The organism is Microvirga guangxiensis (assembly GCF_900102135.1).
Taxonomy (GTDB): domain Bacteria; phylum Pseudomonadota; class Alphaproteobacteria; order Rhizobiales; family Beijerinckiaceae; genus Microvirga; species Microvirga guangxiensis.
The window spans coordinates 93,647-116,956 of record NZ_FMVJ01000002.1; the positions used below are offsets into that span (position 1 = coordinate 93,647).

Annotated in this window: 26 protein-coding genes; 7 read left to right on the plus strand and 19 right to left on the minus strand. The window is 62.8% G+C overall.

Annotation, left to right across the window (positions count from 1 at the left end):
* Complete coding sequence (locus BLP10_RS00440; protein WP_091128016.1) at nt 1–795, minus strand: bestrophin-like domain; 795 nt, start codon at nt 793–795, stop codon at nt 1–3.
* A 218-nt stretch (nt 796–1,013) separates the two neighbouring features.
* Here BLP10_RS00440 and BLP10_RS00445 point away from each other — a divergent pair, with 218 nt between their 5' ends.
* Nucleotides 1,014–1,823, plus strand: coding sequence for a class I SAM-dependent methyltransferase (locus BLP10_RS00445; protein WP_091128019.1), 810 nt, complete (start codon nt 1,014–1,016; stop codon nt 1,821–1,823).
* A 23-nt stretch (nt 1,824–1,846) separates the two neighbouring features.
* On the opposite strand, the gene BLP10_RS00450 is transcribed toward BLP10_RS00445, so the two are convergent.
* Nucleotides 1,847–2,998 (minus strand): GGDEF domain-containing protein, encoded by a 1,152-nt coding sequence (locus BLP10_RS00450; protein WP_091128021.1) that lies wholly within the window; start codon nt 2,996–2,998, stop codon nt 1,847–1,849.
* A 211-nt stretch (nt 2,999–3,209) separates the two neighbouring features.
* Between BLP10_RS00450 and BLP10_RS00455 the strand changes: the two genes are divergently transcribed.
* The 4 genes from BLP10_RS00455 to BLP10_RS00470 all read left to right on the plus strand — a co-directional run bounded on the left by BLP10_RS00455 (nt 3,210) and on the right by BLP10_RS00470 (nt 5,640).
* Nucleotides 3,210–3,758, plus strand: a complete 549-nt coding sequence (locus BLP10_RS00455) for a DUF2231 domain-containing protein (protein WP_091128024.1) — start codon at nt 3,210–3,212, stop codon at nt 3,756–3,758.
* Between the two features lie 51 nt (nt 3,759–3,809).
* On the plus strand, nt 3,810–4,091 hold the full coding sequence (locus tag BLP10_RS00460) for a porin (RefSeq protein ID WP_091128027.1): 282 nt from the start codon (nt 3,810–3,812) through the stop codon (nt 4,089–4,091).
* 185 nt (nt 4,092–4,276) lie between these two features.
* Nucleotides 4,277–5,161, plus strand: a complete 885-nt coding sequence (locus BLP10_RS00465) for a calcium-binding protein (protein WP_091128030.1) — start codon at nt 4,277–4,279, stop codon at nt 5,159–5,161.
* A gap of 323 nt (nt 5,162–5,484) precedes the next feature.
* Nucleotides 5,485–5,640: a DUF1127 domain-containing protein gene (locus BLP10_RS00470; protein ID WP_091128033.1), complete on the plus strand. Its 156-nt coding sequence runs from the start codon at nt 5,485–5,487 to the stop codon at nt 5,638–5,640.
* 127 nt (nt 5,641–5,767) lie between these two features.
* Here the strand turns inward: BLP10_RS00470 and BLP10_RS00475 are convergent, their stop codons facing one another.
* Nucleotides 5,768–6,526, minus strand: a complete 759-nt coding sequence (locus tag BLP10_RS00475; protein WP_091128036.1) for a glucose 1-dehydrogenase — start codon at nt 6,524–6,526, stop codon at nt 5,768–5,770.
* An 80-nt stretch (nt 6,527–6,606) separates the two neighbouring features.
* Here BLP10_RS00475 and trmFO point away from each other — a divergent pair, with 80 nt between their 5' ends.
* On the plus strand, nt 6,607–8,025 hold the full coding sequence (gene trmFO / locus BLP10_RS00480) for a methylenetetrahydrofolate--tRNA-(uracil(54)-C(5))-methyltransferase (FADH(2)-oxidizing) TrmFO (RefSeq protein WP_091128044.1): 1,419 nt from the start codon (nt 6,607–6,609) through the stop codon (nt 8,023–8,025).
* 128 nt (nt 8,026–8,153) lie between these two features.
* On the opposite strand, the gene BLP10_RS00485 is transcribed toward trmFO, so the two are convergent.
* The 5 genes from BLP10_RS00485 to yajC form a co-directional block, all read right to left on the minus strand.
* Nucleotides 8,154–8,996 (minus strand): phytoene/squalene synthase family protein, encoded by an 843-nt coding sequence (locus tag BLP10_RS00485; protein WP_091128046.1) that lies wholly within the window; start codon nt 8,994–8,996, stop codon nt 8,154–8,156.
* 1 nt (nt 8,997) lies between these two features.
* Nucleotides 8,998–9,384 (minus strand): Mth938-like domain-containing protein, encoded by a 387-nt coding sequence (locus BLP10_RS00490; protein ID WP_091128049.1) that lies wholly within the window; start codon nt 9,382–9,384, stop codon nt 8,998–9,000.
* A gap of 4 nt (nt 9,385–9,388) precedes the next feature.
* A complete protein-coding gene (gene secF, locus BLP10_RS00495; RefSeq protein ID WP_091128052.1) occupies nt 9,389–10,327 on the minus strand; it encodes a protein translocase subunit SecF in 939 nt (312 codons plus the stop codon).
* A 12-nt stretch (nt 10,328–10,339) separates the two neighbouring features.
* Nucleotides 10,340–11,947, minus strand: coding sequence for a protein translocase subunit SecD (gene secD / locus BLP10_RS00500; RefSeq protein ID WP_091128056.1), 1,608 nt, complete (start codon nt 11,945–11,947; stop codon nt 10,340–10,342).
* Nucleotides 11,948–12,037: 90 nt separating this feature from the next.
* Nucleotides 12,038–12,322 carry a preprotein translocase subunit YajC gene (gene yajC, locus BLP10_RS00505; RefSeq protein WP_244510371.1) on the minus strand — a complete coding sequence of 95 codons (285 nt, stop codon included), beginning with the start codon at nt 12,320–12,322 and terminating at the stop codon, nt 12,038–12,040.
* Between the two features lie 274 nt (nt 12,323–12,596).
* On the opposite strand from yajC, the gene BLP10_RS00510 reads away from it, so the two are divergent.
* Nucleotides 12,597–13,472 (plus strand): ATP-binding protein, encoded by an 876-nt coding sequence (locus BLP10_RS00510; RefSeq protein ID WP_091128061.1) that lies wholly within the window; start codon nt 12,597–12,599, stop codon nt 13,470–13,472.
* Between the two features lie 238 nt (nt 13,473–13,710).
* Here the strand turns inward: BLP10_RS00510 and BLP10_RS00515 are convergent, their stop codons facing one another.
* The 11 genes from BLP10_RS00515 to nagZ form a co-directional block, all read right to left on the minus strand.
* Nucleotides 13,711–14,772 carry a peptidoglycan DD-metalloendopeptidase family protein gene (locus BLP10_RS00515; RefSeq protein ID WP_091128065.1) on the minus strand — a complete coding sequence of 354 codons (1,062 nt, stop codon included), beginning with the start codon at nt 14,770–14,772 and terminating at the stop codon, nt 13,711–13,713.
* Between the two features lie 124 nt (nt 14,773–14,896).
* Nucleotides 14,897–15,577 carry a protein-L-isoaspartate O-methyltransferase family protein gene (locus BLP10_RS00520; protein WP_091128070.1) on the minus strand — a complete coding sequence of 227 codons (681 nt, stop codon included), beginning with the start codon at nt 15,575–15,577 and terminating at the stop codon, nt 14,897–14,899.
* A 10-nt stretch (nt 15,578–15,587) separates the two neighbouring features.
* Nucleotides 15,588–16,349: a 5'/3'-nucleotidase SurE gene (gene surE / locus BLP10_RS00525; RefSeq protein WP_091128074.1), complete on the minus strand. Its 762-nt coding sequence runs from the start codon at nt 16,347–16,349 to the stop codon at nt 15,588–15,590.
* Nucleotide 16,350: 1 nt separating this feature from the next.
* Complete coding sequence (gene serS, locus BLP10_RS00530; RefSeq protein WP_091128078.1) at nt 16,351–17,712, minus strand: serine--tRNA ligase; 1,362 nt, start codon at nt 17,710–17,712, stop codon at nt 16,351–16,353.
* A 103-nt stretch (nt 17,713–17,815) separates the two neighbouring features.
* A complete protein-coding gene (gene tatC / locus BLP10_RS00535; protein WP_091128081.1) occupies nt 17,816–18,622 on the minus strand; it encodes a twin-arginine translocase subunit TatC in 807 nt (268 codons plus the stop codon).
* Nucleotides 18,622–19,161, minus strand: a complete 540-nt coding sequence (tatB, locus tag BLP10_RS00540; RefSeq protein ID WP_091128083.1) for a Sec-independent protein translocase protein TatB — start codon at nt 19,159–19,161, stop codon at nt 18,622–18,624. The genes tatC and tatB overlap by 1 nt, the downstream gene beginning before the upstream one ends.
* 61 nt (nt 19,162–19,222) lie before the next feature.
* Nucleotides 19,223–19,471, minus strand: coding sequence for a twin-arginine translocase TatA/TatE family subunit (locus BLP10_RS00545; protein WP_091128086.1), 249 nt, complete (start codon nt 19,469–19,471; stop codon nt 19,223–19,225).
* A gap of 57 nt (nt 19,472–19,528) precedes the next feature.
* Nucleotides 19,529–20,653: an ABC transporter ATP-binding protein gene (locus tag BLP10_RS00550; protein ID WP_091128090.1), complete on the minus strand. Its 1,125-nt coding sequence runs from the start codon at nt 20,651–20,653 to the stop codon at nt 19,529–19,531.
* Nucleotides 20,650–21,381 (minus strand): SMC-Scp complex subunit ScpB, encoded by a 732-nt coding sequence (scpB, locus tag BLP10_RS00555; RefSeq protein ID WP_210183580.1) that lies wholly within the window; start codon nt 21,379–21,381, stop codon nt 20,650–20,652. The genes BLP10_RS00550 and scpB overlap by 4 nt, the downstream gene beginning before the upstream one ends.
* On the minus strand, nt 21,378–22,187 hold the full coding sequence (locus tag BLP10_RS00560; protein WP_091128096.1) for a segregation and condensation protein A: 810 nt from the start codon (nt 22,185–22,187) through the stop codon (nt 21,378–21,380). The genes scpB and BLP10_RS00560 overlap by 4 nt, the downstream gene beginning before the upstream one ends.
* A gap of 38 nt (nt 22,188–22,225) precedes the next feature.
* Nucleotides 22,226–23,245 carry a beta-N-acetylhexosaminidase gene (gene nagZ, locus BLP10_RS00565; protein ID WP_091128099.1) on the minus strand — a complete coding sequence of 340 codons (1,020 nt, stop codon included), beginning with the start codon at nt 23,243–23,245 and terminating at the stop codon, nt 22,226–22,228.
* Nucleotides 23,246–23,310 lie beyond the last annotated feature (65 nt).

The following is a 23,310-nucleotide window of genomic DNA, read 5'->3' on the forward strand; positions in this document are numbered from 1 at the left end:
CTAAGGCGTCGAGGTCACCCTCGGCGCCTTTATTTCTTCATCGAGCAGCACTTGGTAAGGGGTCGTATCGATGGCTGCGGGGCCCGCATAGGGATGGCTCAGTGCGAGGATGAAATAGAGCGCAAGACCGGTATAGGCTCCATAGACGGAGAGAATGGCGATGTGCACGGGGGTCGCCGGAAACACCAGGAAGAAACCCGCGATGATGCCGAACCCCGTCAATGCCATCCACCAGAACAGGCTGGACAGGCCACGGTGAAGCAGCGAAAGCCGCGCCTTCCGGTGATCCTGGAGATCGTCTGCGTTCGTGATCATGCGGGTGCGGAGAGATTGCTGCCGCGGCGTATCCGCCGTTAGGTCGAGAATGCTCATATCCAGTTCGTGAAAGGCCTGCGCCGCTTCCTTGCTGCCGTGAGGGCGCGCTCCGGCATGCCATTCGTGCTGCATGACGGCGCCGACATAGAGAGCAAGGTCGCTGCGCAGAAGGTTCGCTTCAGGGCCGTTCCATTGGTCGATCTGCATGGCCAGATGCTCGATCGTCGCGATTTCCTGCGAGACGTCCCGTTGCAAGTTCGTGTACGTGGATTGGGCATCGGCGAAAACAAGCGCCAGGATCAGGGCGTGAATGGTGCCGATGCGGACGGCAACCGTTTCCGCCACCTCGCGGGCCGACGGAGACATCTCGTCGCGAAGCCTCCTGCGAACGATGGCAAGCGGCAAGGCCGATGCCGCAACCGCAGCCAGCATCGCGAGGATGGCTCCCAACCATGCCGGCAATTGCAGAATGGACGTCACGCGCGCCTCCCTGCCGCAGGGGCCGGCAGCCCCTTGCTGCAAAAAAGCATGCCGAGCTCCATGGAGCCATGGCTTTTTTGGCGTATCCGCGACGGTGCGCTGCTCTCAAATCCTTGCAAGACAGCGGTGAAACCTCATGCGCGAATGCCCCTTTTGAGACTATTGCCCGGCTGTCCTCTCGGCGGGATGATGGCGCTTCATTCACGGTGGAGGAGGCCATGAGCGCCACCGATGTAGCCTTTGCCGGCTCGATCCCTGCCATCTATGAACAATATCTCGGATCTCTTCTCTTTCAGCCCTTTGCCGAAGACCTTGCGGCACGGCTCAAGGATGTCGCGCCCGGTCGAATTCTCGAGACCGCAGCAGGCACCGGGATCGTCACCCGGGCTCTCGTCAAAACGCTTCCGCCCAAGGTCGAGATCGTTGCCACCGATCTCAATCAGGCCATGCTCGATCTGGCGCAGACCAAGCTCCAGGCGCCCAACGTGACCTGGCGCCAGGCGGATGCGCAGGCGATCCCCTTCGAGGACAACTCCTTCGATGCGGTGGTCTGCCAGTTCGGCGCGATGTTCTTTCCCGACAAGCAGGCGGCTTTCCGGGAGGCGCGGCGCGTGCTCAAGCCGGGAGGTCGCTTCCTGTTCAATGTTTGGGACAGCCTGGAAAAGAACCAGCTCAGCAAGATCGTCTCCGATCAGGCCGTCGAAATGTTTCCCGACGACCCGCCGCGCTTCTTCGAGCGGATGCCCTTCGGGTACTTCGAGGAGGATCGAATCGTAGAAGACCTCAAGCGTGCGGGCTTCGAGTACGTCCATATCGAAGCGATCGACAAGGTGACGAGCGCTCCCACGGCACGCGACATCGCAATGGGACTCACGCAGGGCACGCCTCTTCGCGGAGAACTCGAGGCCCGCGCGCCGGGGCGTCTCGATGAGATCACGGAGACGATGACCCAGGCGCTCGTAAAGCAATTCGGCGATGGCAGCATCGAGAACCGCATGAGGGCTCTCGTCGTCACGACCCATCGATAGCCGCCTTCGCGGCTATCCTAGCATCACGTTTCTTGCGGAGCGGTCAGCGAGCGGGCCGAGATGACCACATTCCGCCCGGTGTTCTTCGCGCGGTAGAGGGCAAGGTCCGCTTCCTGCAGCAGGGCCTGGACCGTCGCTTGGCTTGATGTGGAGCAACCGACGCTGACCGTAACCTGAGCGTGAGGGCCGAGCATGGCCTTCCCTGCCTTGGAAAAAGCCGACCTTACCGCTTCGGCCCGATCCGTCGCCTCTTCCATCCCGATCGGCAGAATGGCGGCGAACTCCTCGCCGCCCAGGCGCCCGAATGATTTGTGCGGAAGATGGTTGGCCAGGATCGTCCCGAACATCGTCAGGACTCTGTCCCCAGCCTCATGACCATAGCGGTCGTTGATGCTTTTGAAATTGTCGAGGTCGAAGACAAGACAGCTGACAGTCCTGCCTTCCTCATCCCTCAGCACCTGGTCGGCATGCAGCATGAAGGCGCGCCGATTGGGAATGCCTGTCAGAGGGTCGATGTAGGCAGCCCGCTTGTAGCCGAGTTCGACGCTTTCCTTGGCCATGGAGAGAAAAATGAAAGCGAGTGTCGGGGTGAAGACCACCAGGAACAGTGCCATCTCCGAAGACCAGCGGCCCGCCAACGCGTCGATCCACGAGATCGAGGTGAGAGAAACACCGAGCCCGGACCTCAGGATGTTCAGCAAGCCTAGGAGGATCAGCAGAGCAATGGCGACACGCTGCGAGGCGAGCGGCTGCATGGCATAACGCGCAAGCTCCCATGCGCTGGCCCAAGCGTAAGCGCCAGTCAGCAGCGAAACCATGATCAGACGGTATTGAGGCTCGTCATAGATGAAGGGGTAAGCCACCAGCCACAGTACCGGGCCAAACAGCATGGCGGGGACAAATCCCTGCCGGCCGTTGAACATCCTGCACCCTCCGTAAAGCGCAGTGTACGACAACAGCCCCAGTGCATTTCCGACGAGCAGCGCTGAATAGGACCCGCTCGCCCTGCCCATGTTTGCTACCGCGAAGCCACCCGCGATGAGGCAAAAGGCCGCCCCCCATAACGAAAGCGCATGAACCTTAGGGTTGAGCTTCCAGGAAAACAGCAGCAATGCGCCGAGAACGACCGCGAGCAAAACAAAGGCGAAGCTGAGGGTGGCAGGGTCTAGGGTCATCGGGAAGGCTGCAAGGATTCGGTGTCTGGTGCATCAGTAAAAGGGTTAGCCACCCCTTACCCTAGGGAATGATTGCTAGTGCTATCTTCTATTAGCTTTCGGATGTCCAGACCCAGGACCGATGAAACATAGTCTATGCAACCAGAGTTAGTACAGGAACCGAAGCCTTAAGCGCGGCATTTTCTTCACGATACTTCATAGGGAGAGTTTCATGGGCCGCCATCACCGTCACGGGGTCGAGAGCACGGCAGCAATTGCCGGGCACCCGCTCCATCACATGCTGATCGTCTTTCCCGTCGCCTTCCTGATCGGCGCCTTCGCAACCGATATTGCTTTCATGAGCACCGGCAATCCGTTCTGGGCCGAAGCCTCCTATTGGCTGCTCATCGGCGGCATCGTGACGGCGCTTGTCGCGGCTGTGCCGGGCCTGATCGATTTCGTTTCCATTGACCGCGTGCGCAATCTCTGGATCTCCTGGGCCCACATGATCGCGAACCTCGTGGTCGTGGGCGTCGCCCTCATCAATGTGGGCGTTCGCCTGGGCGACCCGGCAGCGGGCGTTCAGGACTGGGGTATCTGGCTCTCCGGCCTCCAGACCCTGCTCTTGCTCTTCAGCGGCTGGCTGGGCGGTGAAATGGCTTACCGCTACCGCATCGGCGCGATCCAGGACGACAGCCCGCAGGTCGAGCAGTTCCACCATGTGGAAGTGGATCGCACCTCCGAGGTCTATAACCGGCGTACCGGCACCGGCCCGCTTTAACAATATCCTTTCATCTTTGCTTCATGGCTTACAGCAGCTAGACTGGAAGCCATGAAGCACATGGCCCCCATCCTATCGGCAATCCTGCTGGCTTCAGGCGGCTCCGCCCTGGCAGCGTCATCATGCCCTCCCGGGTTCGCCATGCTGCAAAGCTCCGATACCTGCGTGCGCATCGGCGGCCGCGTCCGCGCAGACACCATCCTTCGCTCCGGCACCCGCAAAAAGGATACCGTCTCGAACCAGGCAAGCGGACGCGTTCAATTGGATGTGCGAAAGCAGACCGAATACGGACCCGTCCGCGCCTTCATCAGGGTGCAGGGCGTTCAGCGCTGAGGATCAGCCGCTTCCGAGCATCCCCACGTCCGGCGCATCTCGCAACGAACCAGCCTCCCCATGGAAGACTTGGCCTCGGTAACGAAGCGTTAACGCTGAAAAACGCCTGTCGAGCCTGTGCAGCTTAAGTTCAGCTTCATTCCTTCAGCTTAAGGTTATCAGGTTACTCAACGGGATGGGCTACCATGGCAATCTTTCAAGCGTTCAATGCCGCCGGCGTCGGCTTCAACATGTCGAGCACCAGCCCGTCCGGGTGGTCGTTCGTGGGGGTCGACCCCTTTATCGAAACGGTCAACACCTATGACGATGGCTACACGGCCGTTTTCGATGTGAACGGCAGCGATGTGATCGATCAATACACCGCCTGGTATTCCAGCAACGGCTACGACATCGTCATCCACGATCTGCTCTATGAAAATTTCGGGTCCGATGTTCTTCTGATCAAGGACCTGAACCTCTACACCAATACCGACGAGCTTGACGCTTACGATTGGTACATGGTGCTCAACGCCGGCCACGACATCTTCTACGGCAACGACTATGCGGATGTGATCCGGGGCGGCAACGGCAACGACCAGATCTATTCCTATGGCGGCGATGACATCCTTTTCGGCGACGCCGGAAGCGACAAGCTCTACGGCGGGCATGGAGACGACGATCTCTATGGCGGCACCGGGCGCGATGTTCTGAACGGCGGCAGCGGCAGCGATTACCTCAGCGGCGGCCTCGACAATGACACCCTCACCGGCGGCGCTGGCCGGGACTACTTCGTGTTCGACGCGAAGCCCTCGCGGAACAACGTCGACAGGATCACGGATTTCAAGCCTGCCGATGACACCATCGCGCTCGACAACAGGATTTTCACGAAGCTCGGCCCGGATGGCTGGCTATCCGGCTCCGCTTTCAGGATCGGTAAAGCCGCTGCGGATTCGACGGATCGCATCATCTACGACAAGGGCACCGGCGCTCTGCTCTACGATGCCGATGGGAAAGGTGGCATTGCCGCCATCAAGATTGCCCAACTGAACGCAGGGTTGGGCATCTCGAAAGCCGATTTCTTCGTTCTCTAGAGCGACCGCTCCTGCCCAAGCGTGAGAGCCCCGGCACTGTCGGGGCTCTTCCATTGTGGGGCTTTGCCTGCGCGAGGAACGCCGCGAGAGGTTCATACCAAGCCAAGGCTGGGAGCCTCGCGGAAGTTTTGGATGCCCAATCGGAAGGCATTCCCAGAAACTCACCTCCATTAACGGCACATTAGGGCGCTATGCTACTAAAGCATAACAGACCTACATTATTACCACTCCTCTTTCGCAGCGCCCTCCCTTATATGCTGCATTGCACACAGCAAGAACAAAGGCCGCCGGTCACAGGGGCCGGCTAACTGAAGGAGTTTCCAATGTTCGTGTCCTACATCCTCTCTAAAGTCCGCGCCTACATGCGTTATCGCGACACCGTCCGTGAGCTGTCCATGCTTTCGGACCGCGAGCTCGACGATCTCGGCATCTCCCGCTTCCAGATCGAAAGCATCGCTCGCGAGCATGCCGTCGCCTAATATTTAGCTGCACTGCAGCATAAGGTTCTCGCCCGCCTCAAGCGGGCGTTTTCTTTTTCAGGACCCTGTTTTTTGCGATGCCATCGAAAGAGGCTTTCCTGCCTAGAAACGGGGCAGCAGCCTGAAGCTAGCGTCCGCCCGTCACCGGCAGAATGGCCCCTGTGATGTAGGACGCGGCGTCCGACATCAGGAACAGAACCGCCTCCGCGATCTCCTGCGGCTCTCCGATCCTTTTCATGGGGATGAACGGCAAAAGCCGCTGGAGCCGCCCCACATCCTGGGTGCTGCGCTCGTGAATATCGGTCCGCGTCATGCCGGGAGAGACGGCATTGACCCGCACGCCCTCCGTCGCCAACTCCCGCGCCAGCCCGACGGTGAGAGAGTCGATGGCTCCCTTCGAGGCGGCATACCAGACATATTCGTTCGGGCTCCCAAGCACGGCTGCCACGGAGGAGATGTTGATAATGGAACCGCCCTGCCCACCGCGGCTCTGCGACAAGCGCCGCGCAGCCTCCCGCGCCACATAGATCGCACCCGTCACATTGATGTCGATGCAAGTCTGGATCGTCTCGGCGGACGTCTCCGCGAGCTTGCCCGACTTGCCTGTGATGCCCGCATTGTTCACCACGTGCGAGATGGGGCCGAGACGTTCCTCCACCTCGTCGAAAATGCGCAGCACATCCGCTTCGAGGGCAACATCACCCTGGAAGGCGAGCGCCTCCACGCCTGCCGCCCGGCAGATTTCGATGACCTCATCCGCGGCTGCGCTCTCCGAGCGATACGTGATGGCCACATCATAGCCGCGGGCGGCCGCGAGCTGCGCTATCGCCGCACCTATGCCCCGACTGCCGCCCGTAATAAGAACCACCGGCCGCTTAGCTTGCATGACACCACCTTCTCAAAAGCATCGGCTCAGCTTGACCAGGGCTCCTGTGGGAGTCAACAAAGCCGCGTAGGAGAATGACCATGAGCACAATCGAACCCATTCACGTCATCGGCGGCGGCCTTGCCGGCTCGGAAGCCACCTGGCAGATCGCGCAGGCTGGCGTTCCCGTCATTCTCCACGAAATGCGCCCCGTGCGCGGCACCGATGCGCACAAGACGGAGGGGCTGGCCGAGCTCGTCTGCTCCAACTCCTTCCGCTCCGACGATGCCGAGACCAACGCGGTCGGCCTGCTGCATCAGGAGATGCGCACATTGGGCTCGCTCATCATGGCCAAGGGCGACGCCAATCAAGTGCCCGCAGGCGGCGCGCTAGCCGTAGACCGCGACGGCTTCTCCGATGCCGTGACCGCCGCACTCGAAGCGCATCCGCTCGTCACGATCGAACGCGGCGAGATCGGCGGCATCCCGCCGGAGGAATGGTCCTCCGTCATCATCGCCACCGGCCCCCTCACTTCGCCTGCGCTGGCGGAGGCGATCCTCAAGCTCACCGGCGAGACCTCGCTCGCCTTCTTCGACGCCATTGCGCCCATCGTCTATCGCGAGTCCATCAACATGGATATCGCATGGTTCCAGTCGCGCTATGACAAGGTCGGGCCCGGCGGCACAGGCAAGGACTACATCAACTGCCCCATGACCAAGGAGCAGTACGACGCCTTCATCGACGCGCTGATCGAGGGCGACAAGACCGAGTTCAAGGAGTGGGAGGAGAACACTCCCTATTTCGACGGCTGCCTGCCCATCGAGGTGATGGCCGAGCGTGGCCGCGAGACCCTGCGTCACGGCCCCATGAAGCCGGTCGGCCTCACCGATCCGCGCAATCCCGACAAGAAGCCCTACGCTATCGTGCAGCTACGCCAGGACAATGCACTGGGCACGCTGTTCAACATGGTGGGCTTCCAGACGAAGCTGAAATACGGCGCGCAAGGCGACATCTTCCGCATGATCCCGGGCCTCGAAAATGCGGAGTTCGCCCGCCTCGGCGGTATTCACCGCAACACATACCTCAACTCGCCGAAGCTCCTCGACCCGACCCTGCGTCTCAAGGCCATGCCGCGCCTGCGCTTCGCAGGCCAGATCACCGGCTGCGAAGGCTATGTGGAGAGCGCGGCGGTGGGCCTCATGACCGGCCGCTTCGCTGCAGCGGAGCGCCTCGGCCATCCGATCCAACCGCTGCCGCACACCACGGCGCTCGGCGCGCTCATCAACCACATCACCGGCGGCCACATCGAGACCATCGACGAAGGCCCGCGCTCGTTCCAGCCGATGAACGTCAATTTCGGCCTCTTCCCGCCGCTCGATGCCGCGCCGAAGGCAGAAGACGGCAAGCGCCTGCGCGGTTCGGCCAAGGCGATTGCAAAGAAGAAGATGCTCACGGACCGCGCACGGGAGGATCTCGCGGCGTGGCTATCGGCAGCGCGTATGCCAGCTGCTGCGGAGTAAACGCTGCCTGCATGTCATCCCGGGGCTGCGGAGCAGAACCCGGGATCGCATCATGAGAATTACGCGGAACCATCATTGTCATTCCCGCCAGCGCGGGGATGACACCGTTGAGTCTCTAGCGCCTGTCCTTAAAACGGCCCGCGCCAGAGCGCCCAGATTCTCCGCATCTGCGAAATCTCCACCGGCGTATGAAGCGGATCGTAATCGCGCTTTTCCATCGCCTTCAGGTAAGGCTCGACCAGCGCAAGCTGGGAGAAGGCCGGTTTCGCCGCGGGTGGGATTGTCGGGCGCAGGGATCGTGCCTGATCGAGATGGCGGCGCGCGATGGCGCGCATGTCGGCCAACGCGCCCTTCAGCCCCGGCCCTCCGCGTCCTGTCACGATGTCATCACGCACGACGCCGTGATGCGAGAGGATATCGACGGGGATATAGAGCTGCCCCTGCCGCGCATGGATGGGGAAGGCCCGCAGCAGGCCGGTGATGGCATAGGCCACGCCCGCATGGCCCGCGGCATCCGCTGTGCCGGGATCCTTGCCGTCATTCAGGATGATGCTGGAGAGCTGGATGAGGCTCGAAGATGTCTCACCGCAATAGCCTTCGAGATCGTTCAAGGAAGGCATGGGATCGTCGTAGAGATCGAACATGCGGGCGTCGATCAGATCCACGAGCGATTGCCGGGGCAGACGGAACTTGACGATAGCATCGTCGAGCGCGGCGGCGATGGGGTTGGCGCGCACATCGCCCCTCGCCTCACCCTGCAGCGCATCGCGCCACCATTGCAGGCGGATTTCGCCAAGCATGGGCTCGCGCACGGATTCCCGCACGCGCGCGACCTCGAAATTGAACGCGTGGAGCGCATGAAGGTAAGGGCGCTTGTCCGCTGGCGCGAGAAGACTCGCGAAGTAGCGATCGGGATCGGCCTCGCGCACGAGCGCTTCGCAATGGGCGAAGTTGGATTGGGGATCGGCCATCTTAAGCGACTGCGATGAGGGCAGCGGCAACCTTCCGGTTCTCCGCCAGAAGGATGTTGTAGGTGCGCGCGGCGGCCCCCGTCTGCATCACATCCAGGCCGATGCCCGCCTCACGAAAGCGTTGGCGCAGACTTGAGGGAATGGCCGCGACGTCGACGCCTGTGCCGAGGAGCAGCAATTCGATCTCCTCCGCTTCGGCGAAGATCGGCTCCAGCACGGCGTCCGTCAGCTCCCCGATGTAAGCGACAGGCCAAGCCTTGATGCCCGACGGCAGCGCGAGGATCGAGCCGCGATGGGACATGTCAGCGAAGCGGAAGCCGCCATTGCCGTAGGCATCGATCTGGTAACGTCCGGGGACGAAACCGTCATACAGGCGGCCACCGCTCATGATCTTACTCCGCAGCTGCGGCTTTGCCCTCCGGCACCTTCACGGTCTCGGATCCGCGCAGGCCGATATAGATCAGCATGGGCGAGGAGATGCAGATTGCCGAATACGTACAGATCACCACGCCGTAGAGCATGACCTGGGCAAAGCCCTGAATCGCCTGACCGCCGAAGAGCACGAGGGCCAGCAGCGACAGCGCCGTGGTTGCGGCAGTCATGATCGTGCGGGACATGGTGTGGTTGATCGACAGGTTCAACAGCTCTTCCGTCGGCATGGTCTTGTAGCGACGCATGAGCTCGCGGGTACGGTCGAACACCACCACGGTTTCGTTGAGCGAGTAGCCCACGATGGTGAGGATCGCCGCGATCGACGTCATGTTAAATTCATGACGGGTGATCACGAAGAAGCCGATGGTGAGCACGATGTCGTGCAGCGTGCCGATGATGGATGCCACCGCAAGCTCGCGCTCGAACCGGAACCAGAGATAGAACAGAACCGCGAGCACCGAGAGAACGACGCCGATGGTGCCGGACTGGACGAGCTCGCCCGACACGCGCGGGCCCACCGTCTCGACGCGGCGGAAATCGTACTCCGCTCCGAACGTGTCTCGCGCTTTCTGCACCACCATCGCCTGCCCGGCCTCACCGCCGGGCTGCGTCGGGAAGCGCAGCGAAACCTCCCCCGCCGTGCCGAATTCCTGCACCTCCACATCGCCGAAGCCGAAGCCCTCGGCGGTCTGGCGGATCTGGGCGACGTTGGCTTGGCCGGACTTGGCCTGAATCTCCATGAGCGTGCCGCCCGTGAAGTCGATGCCGAAGTTCAGGCCGACGGTCATGAGCATGATTGCCGTGGCGATGGAGATCACAGCCGACAGCGGGAACGAGAAGCGCCGGAAGCGCATGAAGTCGAAGTGGGAGTTTTCGGGCCAGAGGCGAATGAGGCGCACGATACTCACTCCTTAGAACGGAAGGACTTTGGGACGCATCCACTGGTACCAGAGCGCAATCATCATGCGCGTCAGGGTAACGGCGGTCAGAACCGTCGTGAGGATGCCGAGAATGAACACGACCGCGAAGCCGCGCACGGGACCGGAGCCGAGGAAGAACAGGATCACGGCGGCAATCGCCATGGTGCTGTTGGAGTCCACGATGGTGGCGAAGGCCCGGTCGAAACCGGCCTGGATGCCGGAGACGATAGAGCGGCCTGCCCTCACCTCCTCGCGGATGCGCTCGTAGATCAGCACGTTCGAGTCCACGGCCGTGCCGATGGTGAGCACGATGCCGGCGATACCCGGAAGCGTCAGCGTGGCTTCGAGCACCGACATGAGGCCGAAGATCAGGCCCACGTGCACGATCAGCGCGATGTTGGCGATGAGGCCGAACACGCCGTAGGTGGCGAACATGAAGATGATGACGAAGATGCCGGCGACGTAAGTCGCCATCTTTCCGGCCTCGATGGAGTCGCGTCCGAGGCCGGGGCCCACGGTGCGCTCTTCCACGATGGTGAGCTTGGCGGGCAGTGCGCCGGAGCGCAGCAGCACGGCGAGGTTGTTCACCTGCTCGACCGTGAAGCTGCCCGAAATCTGGCCCGATCCGCCGGTGATGGGCGACTGGATCGTGGGCGCGGAGATCACCTCGTTATCGAGAACGATAGCGAGCTGCCGCCCCAGGTTCTCCGTCGTCGCCTGGCCGAAGCGCTGCGCGCCGCGGATGTTGAAGCGGAAATTGACGATGGGCTGATTGGTCTGCGTATCGAACGCGGCCTGAGCGTCCGTCAGGTCCCCGCCTTCGGCGATCACGCGCCGTTCCACGGGAACACGCTGGCCACCCGCATCGCGCATGGGAAGCATGTCCACATCGGTGGCGCCGCCCTGGGCGAGCAGGCGGAATTCAAGGTTGCCGGTCTCGCCGAGCAGCGCTTTCAACTGCTGCGGATCCTGAAGACCGGGCACCTGGACGAGAACGCGATCCGCGCCCTGACGCTGGATGCTCGGCTCCACAGTGCCGGTGGCGTCGATACGGCGGCGGATGACTTCGATGGACTGGTCGACCGCGCGGCGGACGCGCTCGTTGATGCCCGCATCGGTCAACGTCAGAGCAATCGCGCCGTCGGGCGTCTCGTTGATGGCGATGTTGGCATTGCCGGTCTGGCCGAGAACGGCGTTGTTGATCGGCTGCGCCAGCTCGCGCAGGCGCGGCATCAGGCGCTCGCGGTCGGCGGCGTTCGGCACGCGGATCTGAACGCCGCGTTGAATCGTCTGGATGCCGTTCTGCGAGGCGACGCGGGTGTCGCGCAGGATACGGCGGACGTCATCGCGCAGAAGGGTAATCTGACCGCGCACGAGATCCGCCTCGTCCACCTGGAGGAGGACGTGAGAGCCGCCCTGCAGGTCGAGGCCGAGCACGATGGCGCGTGAAGGCACGAGCCAGGACGGCACCCAGCTTGGAACCGCATTCAGATATGCCTCGCGCTGCTCGCGGGACATCATGCTCGGAACTGCCAACAGCAGGCCGATGAAGATGACCGCCAGGGTAGTGATGATCTTCGACTTCGAGAAGCGCAGCATCGTCCGCTCAACCTTTCTCAAACGCTTTGCCGCACATGCGGTGCGGCGAACCGGCCCTCAAGGGCTCGTGCCCGAGGGCCGGTCATGATTTTACGCCTTCACCGGCTCGCTCTTGGAGCGGACCTCGGCGATCATGGTGCGAGCCACCTTCACCTTCACGTTGTCGGCGATTTCGACCTCGATATCGGCCGAATCTTCAAGAACCTTGGAGACCTTGCCGATGATGCCGCCGGAGGTGACGACCGTATCGCCGCGGCGCACGTTCTTGATCATCTCCTGGTGGGCCTTCACCCGGCGCTGCTGCGGACGGATGATGAGGAACCACATGATCACGAAGATCAGGATGAACGGGACGAACTGGATGATGGCATCCATTCCGCCCCCGGCAGCGGGGGCCCCTTGTGCGAAAGCAGGTGAAATGAACAAGCGGCTCTCCATGGATAAAGGCGCGAGGCAGGCATCCTTGAGGGCCTACCCGCGCCATACGGGATTAGAAGTGGGCGGACTATACCCATCGACTCCGCGAAATCAATGAAGTTAGAAGCCTTTCCCAAGGCTCCTGCAGGTGCAATTGCGGCTCTTCCATGGACCGGAGGGCGGTTTTTGCGCTAAGCACGGCCTTCTCACCGTTTCTTGAAGCCGGATCCCCATGCCCGCCGACCTCACCTCCCCCGAATCCATGGCCCTCCTGAAGCGCATCGCCGACGCCCTGGAGCGTCTGGCACCTGCGGGTTCACCTCAGGCCGATTTTGCGGCGGCGGACGCCTTCGTCTGGCATGCGGCGGGGCGACGCCTCGCTCCCGTCCCGAAGGTGAACCGGGTCGAGATGACCTTACTCCGGGGAATCGACCGGGTCCGTGACCAGCTTGCCGAGAATACGGGGCGCTTCGCCAGGGGCCTTCCAGCCAACAATGCCCTGCTCTGGGGCGCCCGGGGCATGGGCAAGTCCTCCCTGGTGAAGGCAGTCCATGCGGAGATCAACGCCACGAAGGCCAAGGACGCCCGCCCCCTCAAGCTCATCGAGATCCACCGCGAGGATATCGAGACCCTGCCCGACCTCATGGGCCTGCTGCGCGCGGACCCTCACCGCTTCATCGTCTTCTGCGACGATCTTTCGTTCGATGCGGACGATACCTCATACAAGTCCCTGAAGGCGGTGCTGGAGGGCGGCATCGAAGGGCGGCCGGACAACGTGATCTTCTATGCCACGTCCAACCGCCGCCACCTGCTGCCCCGCGACATGATGGAGAACGAGCGCTCCACCGCGATCAATCCGGGCGAAGCCATCGAGGAGAAGGTGTCCCTCTCCGACCGCTTCGGTCTGTGGCTCGGCTTCCACAAGTGCAGTCAGGACGAGTATCTCGACATGATCTTCGGATATGTGGACCATCTCGGCCTTGAAGCCGACCGCGACACCATCCGCGCCGAGGCCCTCGAATGGGCCACCACGCGAGGGGCGCGTTCGGGACGCACAGCCTGGCAGTTCATTCAGGATCTGGCGGGTCGGCTGGGCAAGGCGATTTAAAGCCAATCTGGAAACACCCAACCTCATCCTGAGGAGCAGACATAAGTCTGCGTTTCGAAGGAGGGCTTCAGTGCACTCTGAACCCTCCTTCGAGACGGCGCTGACGCGCCTCCTCAAGATGAGATTGGTGCGATCTGACATTTTCATAACGACAAAAGGACGGTGGCTGAGCTCCACCGTCCCCTCGCCTTGATCGGCTTCGGGTCTCGAACGCCAATCCAAACTTTTGCCGCGAAATTTAGTCCGCGAGATGCTTCATCGGATCGACCGGGGTCGCGCCCTTGCGGATCTCGAAGTGGAGCTGCGGCGAGGTCACGTTGCCGGTCTGGCCGGAGGTGGCGATCACCTGGCCGCGCTTCACCTGCTCGCCGCGCTTCACGTTGAGCGAACCGTTATGGGCGTAGGCCGAGACGAACCCGTTATCGTGGCGGATGAGCACGAGATTACCGTAGCCCTTCACCTCGCTGCCCGCGTAAGTCACCGTACCGGCCTCGGCGGCCTTCACGGGCGTGCCTTCCGGAACGGCGATGTTGATGCCTTCGTTGCCGCCATTCGCGCCGAAACCGGCGATGACGCGGCCGCGGGCAGGCCAGCGGAAATTACCGGCGGACAGGCTTGCTGTCTGCTCGGGCTCGGCCACCGGTGCCTTCGCTTCGGGCTGAGAAACGGGCGCGGGAGCCGGCGCGGCAGGAACGGCCTGCGGCGCAACCTGAGCGGGCTTCATCGGCTGCGGCTCAATGGCTGCAACCTTCTGAGGCTCGACGGGCCGGGCCGGGGTCACGAGGGGCTCGTTGACGGCGGACGCGACCTGCTGCACCGGAGCGGGCTTGGGCTGAACCGGGGCGGGAGCCTGGGCCTGCATCGGAGCCGTCATGCCAGGGCGGACGCGGCTGGGCGTCAAGGACGGAACGGGCTGCTCACCGGTTGCCACCTTGGTCTGGTCGACGAAGCGAACCTTAGGCTGAGCGGGAGCGGGAGCCGCAGCGATGGGGCGCGGCTGCTGGGACGGAGCGGAGATGGGAGCCGATGCCATGCGCGCGGGTTGGGACAGGGGCTGAGCCTGCACCGGGGGAAGTGCTTGCGCGTGAACGGACGGGGTCGGAGCCGCAGCATAGGATGGAGCGGGTTGGGAAGCCGTGGGCGTCCCAGGCGCAACGCGTTCGCTATTGGCGAAAGGATTGGCGAAGGGGTTCTCCGCGAACCGCGTGCTGTCGCCGCTGCAGGCGGCTGCCGCAGAACCGATCAAACTCACCAGAGCAATCCGCGACACCGCGACCCAATGCCCTGAAACAACACGCATACGCATAACTCAAATACCCCAACCGCACGCAACTCGATTGGGCTATTAAAACGCTGTTCAGGTTAAGCAACGGTTGACGCCAAGAAAAATGTCGTAACCGTGTCGCGAAATTTTTTGGATTCGATCAGAGTGTCGCCGCAATGCCGGTGGCGAGCCGGGTAATGCGCAAGGGAGCCCCCAGGATCCGGCTATGCTCGCCGTCCGGCGCGCGATCGATCTGAACGAGACGCGGCCCATCCTCCTGCGGCAAGGCTCCTACGAGGCGTCCGCTAGGACCGAGCAGCGACGTCAGCGTCGAGGGAATATCGGGCCATGTCCCATTGAGAAGAACACGGTCGAACCGATCACGCACCCGAGCGGCAAGGCCATCGCCAACTTCCAGCTTCACCTTGTTCGCCTCGACGATCTTGAGATGCTGGGCGGCGCTTTCGGCAAGGGTGTTGAAGCGCTCGACCGTCGTCACCTCCGCGCCGAGATGCGTCAGGAGAGCCGTCACATAGCCGGTGCCCGTACCGATCTCCAGAACGCGCTGGCCCGGCTCGACCCCAAGCGCGAGCAGCATCAATGCCACGGTACCGGGCGCGGTCATGGTCTGTCCGCAGGGAAGCGGCAGAGCGATATCCCTGCGGGCGAGATCGCGGAAGCGGCGCGGCGCGAACACATCACGCGGCACGAGCTCCATGGCTCGCAGCAGCTCCGTGTTGCGGATTCCCTTGGCGAGCAGAGACAGAAGAAACGATGCGACGTCGATGGCCTCCTGCTCGTTGCGTCCTCCCGCTTCTGAGTAGACAGGCTCTTGTCTCATCGCACCTGCCTTAATCGAAGGCTTGCGCGTAGCGCGTGAGCGTCGGCTCGTCAGTCATGTCGATGCGAAGCGGGGTGACCGAAATGCGCCGGTTGGCGAGCGCCCATAGATCGGTGCCGTTGCCGGGCGTGAAGGGCCCGCGCTCGAAGGCAATCCAATAATAGGGATTGCCGCGTCCATCGAAACGCGCGTCGAGACGCAACAACTCCTGCGTACGCTGCCCCTGGTTCACCACGGATGTGCCCTGCACGTCTTCCGGTTCGCAATCAGGAAAGTTTATGTTGACGAGGATGCCCTTGTCGATCCCCGCATCGAGAATCTTACGGATGACATTGGGGCCGTGACGTTCGGCGCAATGCCATCTCAGCGCATTGCGATTTCCCGCGCTGTAGGCTTGCGACAGCGCGATGGACGGAATGCCGAGAAGCGTGCCTTCGATGGCGCCAGCGACGGTGCCGGAATATGTCACATCCTCCGCCGCGTTCTGCCCGCGATTGACGCCGGAGAGCACGAGGTCGGGCTTGTGCTCACGCATCAGTTCGCGCACGCCCATGATGACGCAATCCGTCGGCGTGCCCTTCACGGCGAAGTGCCGATCGGAGATCTCGCGCAGGCGCAAGGGATCGTTGAGCGAAAGCGAATGTGCGACGCCGCTCTGATCCGTCTCGGGCGCGACTACCCACACGTCGTCGGAAAGCTGGCGGGCAATGGCCTCCAGGGTCTTCAACCCCGGAGCATGAATGCCGTCGTCGTTGGTGCAGAGAATACGCATGTCAGCCCTGACGTTCGATGCGAGTGAGACCGCCCATATAGGGCTGGAGAACCGCCGGGACAGAAACGCTGCCGTCCTCGTTCTGGTAATTCTCCAGAACCGCTACAAGCGTACGTCCGACAGCGAGGCCCGAACCGTTGAGCGTATGCACGAAGCGCGGGGACTTCTCGGAGGCCGAGCGGTAGCGGGCATTCATGCGGCGCGCCTGGAAATCCGAGCAGACCGAGCAGCTCGAAATTTCGCGATACGCGCCCTGCCCCGGAAGCCACACTTCGATGTCGTAGGTCTTGGTCGAGGAGAAGCCCATGTCACCCGTGCAGAGCGTCATGGTGCGGAACGGTAGCTCCAGTTTCTTCAGCACGTTCTCCGCGCAGGTGAGCATGCGCTCATGCTCGTCGGCGGAGGTGTCCGGCGTCGTGATCGAGACGAGTTCGCATTTCACGAACTGATGCTGGCGGATCATGCCGCGCGTGTCGCGACCGGCGGAGCCTGCCTCGGCGCGGAAGCTCGGAGTGAGCGCGGTGAAGCGCAGGGGCAGCTCCTCCTCCGAGAGGATCTGCTCACGCACGAGATTGGTGAGTGTGACTTCCGCCGTGGGAATCATGCCGTAGCGGCTGTCCTTGATCATCTTCTCCACGGTCGAGCGCGGCTGGCCGTCGAGAGCAGCAGAGACAGCCTGTTCGAGAGAGTTGCCGGGGAAGGCCCAGAACTGATCGTCCTCGAACTTCGGCAGCTGCGCCGTTCCAAACATGGTGTCGTCACGCACGAGCAGCGGCGGGTTCACTTCCGTGTAGCCATGCTCGTTTGTGTGCAGCTCGATCATGAACTGGCCGAGCGCACGCTCCAGACGGGCGAGCTGGCCTTTCAGAACCACGAAGCGCGAACCGGACAGCTTGGCGGCGGTTTCGAAATCCATGAGGCCCAGGGCCTCGCCGATCTCAAAATGCTGCTTGGCGCTGTTGATCGTGGCAGGCGTGCCGATGCGATGGCGCTCCACGTTGCCGGTCTCGTCTGTTCCGACCGGGACATCGTCCTTGGGAATGTTCGGGATCGCGGCCAAGGCATCGAACAGGGACTTTTCCGCGAAGCGCTCGGCCTCTTCCAGTGCCGGCATCGATTCCTTGATACGGGCGACCTCGGCCATGAGCTCCTGCGCGCGGGCCTCGTCCTTCTTCGCCTTGGCCTGCCCGATCTCCTTGGACATGGCGTTGCGTCGCTCGGTGGCGGCCTGCAGGGCGGAAATCGCGCTCTTGCGGGCATCGTCGAGTGCGATCAGCTTCCCGGACAGGGGCTCCATGCCCCGGTTCAGGAGGCCCTTGTCGAAGGCCGCGGGGTTTTCGCGGATGGAACGGATGTCGTGCATGGGACTGGACTCGGATCAGCTGGAATGAAGCGCCCTGGCCTTAGCACAGACCGCTCCTTTGTTCACGCCAAGGATAGCGGCCTTACGGAGAGGTTTGAAATCCCTACTCTTCCGCCGCGCGCGCGGCCTCGGCTTCCGCGCGCTTCCTCTCCACCATGCGGACGGAGAAGATGGACGCCTCGTAAAGAAGCAAGGTAGGGACCGCAAGGGCGAACTGGCTGATCACATCCGGAGGCGTGAGAACCGCCGCGATCACGAAAACGATCACGATGGCATAGCGCCGCTTGTCCTTCAGGAACTGCGAATCGATGATCCCGGCGCGAGCCAGAAGGGTCAGGATCACCGGCAGCTGGAAACAGATGCCGAAGGCGAAGATCAGGGTCATGATCAGCGAGAGATACTCACTGACCTTCGGGAGAAACTCGATGGACGGCGCGCTGTCCGTCGCCAATTGCTGCATGCCGACCGAGAAGCGCATGAGCAGCGGCATGGCGATGAAGTATACGCAGGCCGCACCGACGGCGAAGAGGATGGGCGTCGCAACCAGATAAGGCAGGAAGGCCCGCCGCTCGTTCTTGTAGAGGCCCGGCGCCACGAATTTGTAGATCTGGGCGGCGATGACCGGAAAAGCCAGGAATCCCGCACCGAAGGCCGCTACCTGAATCTGTGTGAACAGGTACTCAAGGCCGTGCGTATAGACGAGATGCGCCTTCTCGGGGGAGCCGACCGCCAGCACATAGGGCCACACGAGCGCGTTGTAGATGTACTTCGCGCCCGCAAAGCAGATGAAGAACATGAGGACGAACGCGATCATCGCCTTGATGAGGCGCGAGCGAAGCTCGGTCAGGTGCTCGATCAGAGGTGCGCGCGATGACTCGACCTCATCCTCTTCGACGGGAACGGTGGTCATCAGGCTTTCGCGTCCGGTTTCTCTAGAGCTTCCGCAGCAGCGGCTTTTTTCTGGGATTCGATCTCTGCCTCACGGCGCAGGGATTCGGCAATGGCTTCGGCCGGGTCATCCATGGGCGGAGGCGGCAGGTCGATCATCGGCTCGGTCAGTGGGTCGGCCGGCGCAGGGGCGCGCCCTTCCACGATAGCCTGGATCGAGGCGTCGCCGGTCGGCTGCGGCACCGGAGGTTCAGACGCCTCGGACACCGGCTTCTCAATGGAGGTCTTCAACTCGTCCCGGATCGTCTGGATCGGGTTGAAGCTCGTGCTGTTGAGACTGGAGACGCTGTCGTTCACGCCCTGAAGCTGCTTCTTGACGTCGTCAAGCTCGGCCTCGCGAATGGCCTCGTTGAACTGGCCCTGGAACTCTGCCGCCATGCGGCGCAGCTTGCCTGTGACCTGTCCAACCGTCCGCAGGGCGCGCGGCAGATCCTTCGGGCCAATCACGATCAACGCGACGGCGCCGATCACCATGACCTCACCCCAGCTCATGTCCAACATGGCGTGGCCCCGACCCTGCCTTTACTCACCGCAGCCACGAAAGTGGCCGCTACCTAAGAACTCAACCGACCTTGTGATCCGTCGTCGCCGCATTCGTCTGAGCGCCTGTCGCGCCAGCCTGATGGTCGATCGTGCGAACCGGCTCAGAAGGCTGCACCGGCTTTGCCGTATCGTCGTCGGCCATGCCCTTCTTGAAGGCTTTGATGCCCTTCGCGACATCGCCCATCATGTCGGAGATCTTGCCGCGTCCGAACAGCAGTACAACGATCAAACCCACAACGATCCAGTGCCAAATACTAGCGCCACCCATGGCAATCCTCCTGCGCCTCAACAAGGCGCGGCTTTGGAATAAGAACTCGCGGTCAACCTATGCGTCGGCCGCGGCGAAAACAAGGACATCCTTTGGTTCAACCTCGATGCCCACATCCTGTCCCTCTCTCACGTCAACGGGATCGTGAACGCGGGCCTGGAGCGGCCGGTCGAGACCTGGAACATCGATATGCACCAAATCGACCTCTCCGAGAAAGCGACGTGACACCACACGTCCCGGCAGACAGAAGCCCGGAGGCTTCAGCCTCACGCCTTGAGGGCGCACGCAGACGATGGCGGGACCGTCTTCGAGACCCGGCGCGGGGAATACGCCCACCGGGCAACTCACCTGCCCCTTGCGGACGTTGCCCTCGATCTCGTTGAAATCGCAGAAGAAGCGCGCGGCGAAGAGATTGACCGGCCGGCGATAAATCTCCTCCGCCGATCCCTGCTGGACGATGGTGCCGGATTGCATCAGCACGATGCGATCCGCGATCCGCATGGCCTCCTCCGGGTCATGGGTGACCACAACGGTCGTAGCCCCCGTTTCCCTCAAGATTGCAACGGTCTCGTCACGGATCGCATCGCGCATGCGCCTGTCGAGGTTGGAGAATGGCTCGTCCATGAGCAGCACACCGGGCCGTGGTGCGATGGAGCGCGCCAGCGCCACCCGCTGCTGCTCGCCGCCGGACAGCGTATGGGGAAATTCGTTGGCATAGTGCTCGAGCCCCACGCGGGACAGCGCCCGGCGGGCGGCAATGTCGGCCTCGGAAGCCGAGAGATCCTTCAGGCCGAATTTCACGTTTTGCAGGATCGTCATGTGCGGGAACAGCGCATAATCCTGAAACATCAGGCCGATGCCCCGCCGCTCAGGCTCAACGAATCTCTTGGCCCCGCTCACCTCGAAGCCATCCATCAGTACGCGGCCGGAGGTGGGCGCCTCCACGCCTGCCGCGATCCGAAGGAGCGTGGTCTTGCCGCAGCCCGAATGGCCGAGAAGGCAGACGAGTTCGCCAGGCTCGATGGTGAGCGACACCCCTTTCAGAGCCTCGGTTGAGCTGTAGGTCTGGACGATATGGTCGAAGGAGAGCTGAGCCGGAATCGACGCGCCCGCCGTCCCACGCTGGCCCCAACGGGGCAGCCTGAACCGGTCGCGCGCGGGAACGGCGGGTCTGTCGCTCATTCCTCGCCGGTCTCGCCCATCTCGGTCTTGTGCATGTCGAGAGGCTCCTGGAATAGGTCGTCCTGATCGAGCGGGTCCTCGTCCTCCCGCAGCGCCTCCGCGTCGGAAGGCACCGGTACGGACATGTCGGAGGGCACCCGTCCTTCGATGAAGCCTGCGCCTTTCAGCTCCTCGAGACCTGGCAGGTCCTCGATGGCGTCCAGGCCGAAATGATCCAGGAAGCCCGGGGTCGTGCCGTAGGTGACGGGCCGCCCCGGCACCTTGCGGCGTCCGCGAAGGCGGATCCAGCCGGTCTCCATGAGCAGGTCGAGAGTGCCCTTGGACGTGGCGACGCCTCGGATTTCCTCAATTTCCGCGCGAGTCACCGGCTGGTGATAGGCGATGATCGACAGGGTCTCCATGGCGGCGCGGGAGAGCTTACGCTGCTCCACCACATCGCGGGCAAGGACGAAGGAGAGATCGCTCGCCGTGCGGAAGGCCCATTTGCCCGCCACGCGAACGAGATTCACGCCACGCGGCGCATAAAGCTCCTGTAGGTCTTCGAGAATCTGCTCAATGTTCGCGCCTTCCGGCAGGCGTCCGGCCAGTTCCTCGGTTCCTAACGGCTCGGCGGAGGCGAACAGAAGCGCCTCGGCAATCCGCATCGCTTCGCCGTGGTCGGGCACATGGCTTTCAGCCAAGGTCTCCTCGGGAGCCTCGGCCTCTTGGACTTCAGTTTCATCCATCATGATTGGGCTCCTGTCTCGGCCGGGTCGGCGACAGGCTTGACCCAGACCGGAGCGAAGGCTTCATCCTGCCTCACCGAGAGCTTGCCCTCCCTGACCATTTCCAGAGTCGCGGACAGGGCCGAAGCCAGGACGGTCGGACGCATGGCAGGCTCGACCATGTATTCCACCAGATATGTATCGAGCGTCACCCAGTCGCTCAGATGACCCACGAGGCGCTCCAGGGCCTCACGGGCGTCGATGAGCGACCAGACCGTCCGCTTGTGAAGGGAAACCTTGCTGTTGAACTGCACCTGCCGTTGCTGGGCATAGGCCTTGAGGAGGTCGTAGAGGCTCGCCTCGTAGCGGGCGTCGCGATTGATGACCACGGGCTCGGGGGCTCCGCGGGCGAACACGTCGCGCCCCAACAGAGAACGCTCGCCGAGCTTCTTGGCGACCTCGCGGATCGCCTCGAGGCGGCGCAGGCGCAAGGCAAGAGCGGTTGCCAGTTCCTCGGCGCTCGGCTCCTCCCCCTTCGGCGGCTCGGGCAGCAGCAGGCGGGACTTGAGATAGGCAAGCCAAGCCGCCATCACGAGATAATCGGCCGCCAACTCCAGGCGCATCCGCCGCGCGGCCTCGATGAAGGCAATGTACTGCTCCGCAAGCGCCAGGATGGAGATGCGGTGCAGGTCCACTTTCTGGCGGCGGGCCAGTTCCAGCAGCAGGTCGAGCGGCCCTTCAAACCCGTCTACGTCGACGAGGAGCGCAGGCTCGCCCTCACCGCGTTCGACGGTGGGCTCGACATCCTCGAATGGTAGGGGCTTAGCCATGGACGATACTCAACTGAAGGGTTCCGACCTTGGAGCGCTCAGGCGATCATCGCAAGCGCAGCGTCGAGTCTTGCACGCGCATCCACAGGATCGAGAGGCTCCGGCTCGTGCCGGATCCGGGCGAGCGCGGCCTGGGCCCGACGCAGAGCCTCGCCTTCCAGGATGGGGGACGCTTCGGCCACTTCCGCCATCTCTTCCATGTGGCCGTTGCAATGCAAGGCCATGTCGCAGCCTGCCGCAAAGGCGGCCTCGGTCTTTTCCCGGAAGGAGCCCGACAGGGCCTTCATGGACAGATCGTCCGTCATGAGAAGCCCGTCATAGCCGATGTGACCCCGGATGATGTCACGGATAACCGTGGGAGAGGTCGTCGCGGGCCGGTCCGGATCGATGGCCGTGTAGACCACATGCGCCGTCATGGCGAGGGGCATGTCGGTCATCATGCGGAAAGGCGCGAAATCGTGGCGCTCCAGCTCCTCGCGGGAAGCCTCGACCACGGGAAGCGCCAGATGACTGTCAGCCCCAGCCCTTCCATGGCCTGGAATATGCTTCACCACCGGCAGAACGCCGCCCGCCATGAGGCCCTCGGCAGCAGCACGACCTAGGACTGCCACCTTTTCCGGCGTCCTGCCATAGGCCCGGTCTCCGATGACGTCGTGCGCGCCCGGTGAGGGCACGTCCAGCACCGGCAGGCAATCCACGGTAACGCCGACGGAGCGCAGGTCATGGGCGATCAGGCGGGCGCCCAGGCGGGCCAGTTCCCGCTGGACGAGCGGGTCGTTGGCATGAAGGGCCCCATAGGTCGACCCGGACGGGTATTTCGGCCAGTGGGGAGGCCCCATGCGCTGCACCCGGCCGCCTTCCTGGTCGATCAGGATGGGAGCATCCTCTCGCCCTACCGCCTCACGCAGGGAGGCGCACAGCGCCCTCACCTGCTCTGGGCTGTCCACATTGCGGCGGAACAGGATGAATCCCCACGGATCCGCCTCTTTGAAGAAGGCAACCTCGTCGGGGGTCAGCTCATGGCCGGAACAGCCAGCAATAAAGGCGCGGGTTTTCATGCCCGCGCCTTACGTCCCTTAGTTACAAGGGTCAAGAAGTCTTGTCGGTCAAGCTGGCCGGATTG